At 65.2% G+C, this 4,258-nt stretch carries 3 protein-coding genes; 2 read left to right on the top strand and 1 reads right to left on the bottom strand.

Annotation, left to right across the window (positions count from 1 at the left end; genetic code table 11):
• Nucleotides 1-1,038: ATP-dependent metallopeptidase FtsH/Yme1/Tma family protein (locus Q0J74_RS10530; RefSeq protein ID WP_297214407.1), on the bottom strand; the 1,038-nt coding region annotated here is incomplete at its 3' end.
• Nucleotides 1,039-1,266: 228 nt separating this feature from the next.
• Here Q0J74_RS10530 and rlmB point away from each other — a divergent pair.
• Both rlmB and Q0J74_RS10520 read left to right on the top strand, forming a co-directional pair.
• Nucleotides 1,267-2,034 (top strand): 23S rRNA (guanosine(2251)-2'-O)-methyltransferase RlmB, encoded by a 768-nt coding sequence (gene rlmB, locus Q0J74_RS10525; protein ID WP_297214405.1) that lies wholly within the window; start codon nucleotides 1,267-1,269, stop codon nucleotides 2,032-2,034.
• 32 nt (nucleotides 2,035-2,066) lie between these two features.
• Complete coding sequence (locus Q0J74_RS10520) at nucleotides 2,067-4,250, top strand: hypothetical protein (protein ID WP_297214403.1); 2,184 nt, start codon at nucleotides 2,067-2,069, stop codon at nucleotides 4,248-4,250.
• Nucleotides 4,251-4,258 lie beyond the last annotated feature (8 nt).

Here is a 4,258-nt window from a genome sequence, read left to right as displayed (position 1 = left end):
CAGCTGGTTCAGGGTCTGCTCCCGCTCGTCGTTGCCCCCCATGCGGTTGTCCCGGGACTTGCCGATGGTATCGATCTCGTCGATGAAGACAATGCAGGGGGCCATCTTGCTGGCCTCTTTGAACAGGTCCCGCACCCGGGCGGCGCCCATACCCACAAACATCTCCACGAAGTCGGAGCCGGAGATGGAGAAGAAGGGTACGTTGGCCTCGCCGGCCACCGCCTTGGCCAGCAGGGTCTTGCCGGTACCCGGCGGACCCACCAGCAAGGCGCCCTTAGGCAGCTTGGCGCCGATTTCCGTATATTTCTGGGGATTGTGGAGAAAGTCGATGATCTCCACCAGGGACTCCTTGGCCTCGTCCTGGCCAGCCACATCCCGGAACGTGACCCCGGTCTTCTTCTCCACGTACACCTTGGCGTTGGACTTGCCCAGATTGCCCAGGCCGCCCCCCATCTTGCCTGCCATACCCCGGAACAGGAAAGAGAAGAGCACCACCATGATAACCACCGGCAGCACATAGGAGATGAGCAGGCTGATAATGGGGGAGAGCTGCTCCACATATTCCGGTCCGAAATCCACATCGTGCTCACGCAGCAGAGGGATCAGTTCATCGTCCCGCAGGCCCACCTGGGATACGGGCGCGCAGTAGTAGGTAACGGCCTCCTCGCTTTTGCCCCAGCTCTCCAGCGGGGGCAGGCCCAGAGCGCTGCCCGGCTGCTCCTCCGAAGCGCCGTCGGAGGAGGGGACGGCGGATTCCACCACGTTTCCGTTCTTGTCCACGGAGACGCCGTCCTTCAGGGTGATGGTGTACTTGGTGGACTCCATCACCACCGACTCCACCTTGTCCTCCTCCAGCAGCTGACAGAACAGGCTGTAGCTGATCTCCACCGCGTTGGCGGAGCGGGCCATGGAGGTGGCGTAGTTCACCAGTACGGTGAGCACCAGAGCCCACAAAATGATGGAGATAATGGCGGTGGTATTGCGCCGGTTTCCACCGCCGCCCTTTCCCCGGTTGTTGTTTTGATTGTCAGGATTCAAAGCTAGGTTCCTCCTCCAAGCTGGAGATGATTCTTTTTGCAAAGTAATATAGTTATAGCACAGCGCCCCCGAAAAAACAAGAAACCAGGGCGGGAAACCTGTAAACTTTCTATGAAAACCGGGCTTTTTTTGCCGGTGGATTTTGCGGGAAAGAAGCAAATTTGGCTTTTTCTGCGGGTCTGGTTGTGGTATACTGGTGGTTACGAATGAGAAAGGCGGGACGGAAGGATGAAGGAGCGCAGACCCATTCCCCAGGCGGAGGCGGACGGCCTTATTGAGGGACGCAACGCGGTGACGGAGGCGCTCCGGGCCGGCACCCCCATCGACAAGATCTTTCTGGCCCGGGGGGAGACCGACGCCACCCTGGGCCACATCGCCGCTGCCGCCCGGGACAAGGGGATCGTGGTGGTGGAGTGCGACCGGCGGAAGCTGGACTTTATGAGCCGCACCCATTCCCACCAGGGGGTGATTGCCCAGGCCGCCGTTCGGGAATACGCCAGCGTGGACGATATTCTGAACGCCGCCCGGGAAAAGGGGGAGCCGCCGCTGATTGTGGTGTGCGACGAGCTCAGTGACCCCCATAACCTGGGGGCGGTGATCCGCACCGCCGAGTGTGCCGGCGCCCACGGGGTCATCATCCCCAAGCGCCGCTCCGCCGGACTGACGGCGGTGGTGGCCAAAACCTCCGCCGGGGCGGTGAGCCACCTTCCGGTGGCAAGGGTCCCCAATCTGCCCGCCCTGCTCAAGGAGCTGAAGGCGGAGGGGGTGTGGGTCTTCGGCACCGCCGCCGGCGGGGACCGGCTGCTGTACGACGCCGATTTGAAGGGACCCGCCGCCATCGTTATCGGCAGCGAGGGGGACGGCATGGGCCGCCTGGTGGCGGAGAACTGCGACTTTCTGGTGCGCATCCCCATGAAGGGGAAGCTCAACTCCCTCAACGCCAGCGCCGCCGCCGCCATTTTGCTTTATGAGGCGGTGCGCCAGCGGATGGGCTGAATCCATACTCCAAAGAAAAGGAGCTTTCTCCCATGGCAAAAGACCGGGACGAGGAACTGAATAAGGAGAAACCCGGCGGGGAGGAGTTCTCCCTGGAGGAGATTTTGGCGGAGTTCGGGAGCGGCTCCACCCGCAGAGCGCGGGACAGGGAGGACACCGTTCCCTTCCCCATTGTACCCAAAAGCCGGCCGGCTCAGTCCGCGCCCGCCAAGGGCGGGGGCCGGGTGGTGGCCTTCCCCTCCAGCAAAGGAGGGGAAGGAGGCAAAACCGCCCCGGTGGAGCGGCAGGCCCCGCCCCAGCGCCCGGCGGAACCCAAACCGGAGGCCAAGGCGGAGCCGCCCAGGGCGGAGAGCAAGGTGGTGGATTTCCCCGGGGAAGAGGCCCCCGCCACCGACAACCCCATTGCCGAAAGGCTCAACCGTCTGGTGCGCAAGGCGGACGATTACGCCGCCCACATGTTTGAGGAGGAGGGAAAGGAACACGACGAGCAGGTGCGCCGGGCCGAGGCCTACATCCCCGGCACCGACGAAGAGGAGGAAGCGTCCCGGCCCAGGCGGGAGCGCCGGCCCCGCCGCCAGCCGCCGCCCGCCCCCGACCTGCCCGCCGGGGACCTGGCCCGCCGGTACAGCAAGGGTCTGAAATCCCTGAGCGTGCGCGGCACCCTGGTGCTGCTGCTCTTTCTCCCCGCCCTGTACCTGAGCGTGGAGCTGCTGCCCTATCCCGCACCTCTCACCGATCAGCTGCGGCTCTGGCTGCTGGCCGCCGCCCAGGGCCTGGCCATGCTGCTGGGGCTGGACGCCCTCATCGGTGGCCTGGCCCGCCTGTTCCGGCTGGAGTGCGGCATGGACACTCTGCTGGTCTTTGCCGCCGCCGCCACTTTGGCGGACGCCCTGACCATGCCCATGCTGGACAGCCGGGAGGGGGAGATGCCTTACTGCGCCGCCATCATCCTGGGCATCGCTCTGCTGCTGAAAGGGACCGCCCGGAAGCGCCGGGGCCAGCGGCTGGCCTGCCGCACGGCGGCCTCCGCCTCCCACCCCTATCTGGTCACCCTGGACGAGGGGAAGTGGAACGGCCGGGACACCTACGCCAAGTGGTCGGGAGACCCCATCGGCTTTGGCCGGCAGATGCAGGCCACCGACGGCGCCCAGCGGATTTTCCAACGGGTGGTTCCCCTGCTGCTCCTGGCCAGCCTGCTGCTGAGCATCGTGGCCTCCATCGGACGGGGCGCCCCCGAGCGGCTGCTGTGGTGCCTGTCCGCCATGCTCACCGCCTCCGCCTCCCTGTCGGGCGCGCTGTGCTTTTCCCTGCCCTGGCTGGACCTGTGCCGCAGGCTGAGCCAGTCGGGGGCCGCCATCGCCGGCTGGGACGGAGTGACCGCCACCGGCGGCAGCGGTATCCTGCTTGCCGATACCGACTTTTTCCCCCCGGGGTGCGTGGCCCTCAACGGCATCAAGGTCTTTGGGGATTTCCCGGTGGACAAGGTGGTGGCCAACACCGCCAGTCTGATTAAGGAGTCGGGCTGCGGCCTGGACAAGATCTTTCACGACCTGCTCCGCTCTCAGGGCTGCGTCTACCGGCGGATGTCCCACTTCTGCTGCTATGAGGGGGGACTGTCCGCCGTCATCCGGGACCAGCAGGTGCTAGTGGGTTCGGCCGCCTTCATGCACCTGATGGAGATTCCTCTGCCCCCCGGCCTCAACGTGAAAAACGCGGTATTCTGCGCCATCGACGGGGAGTTGGCGGGGATTTTCGCCCTGAACTACACCCTCCACGGAACTTTGGAACCCTCCCTCAACAGCCTGATCCGCAACCGGATCACCCCCGTCATGGCCACTCGGGATTTTAACCTGATTCCAGCCATGCTCCGCCAGCGGTTCAAGCTGCCGGTGGACAAGATGGAGTTTCCCGCCGCCGAGCGGCGCATTGAGCTGTCCGACCAGGACCAGGAGCACAGCGACATTCTCACCGCCGTCCTCTGCCGGGAGGGGGTGGCACCCTACTCCGAGGCGGTGGTGGGCGCCGCCCGGCTCCGCCGGGCGGTGCGGGTATCCGCCGTGCTGGCCAGTCTGGGGGCGGTGGCCGGCCTGCTGCTGGCCTTCTACCTCACCTCTGTGGGGGCCTATGCCTCCATCTCCGCCGGAAACCTGCTGGTGTTCCTGGTGATGTGGCTGGTCCCCACCCCCCTCATCTCCGGCATGGTCAATAAATACTGAGCGTGTCA

It is taken from the genome of uncultured Flavonifractor sp. (assembly GCF_944387675.1).
In the GTDB taxonomy this organism is placed as follows: Bacteria; Bacillota; Clostridia; order Oscillospirales; family Oscillospiraceae; genus Flavonifractor.
This window is presented reverse-complemented; position numbering and strand designations above follow the sequence as displayed.

Coding starts and splice junctions, on each gene's coding strand:
- rlmB (WP_297214405.1), top strand. CDS start 1,267: ATGAAGGAGCGCAGACCCATTCCCCAGGCGGAGGCGGACGGCCTTATT.
- Q0J74_RS10520 (WP_297214403.1), top strand. CDS start 2,067: ATGGCAAAAGACCGGGACGAGGAACTGAATAAGGAGAAACCCGGCGGG.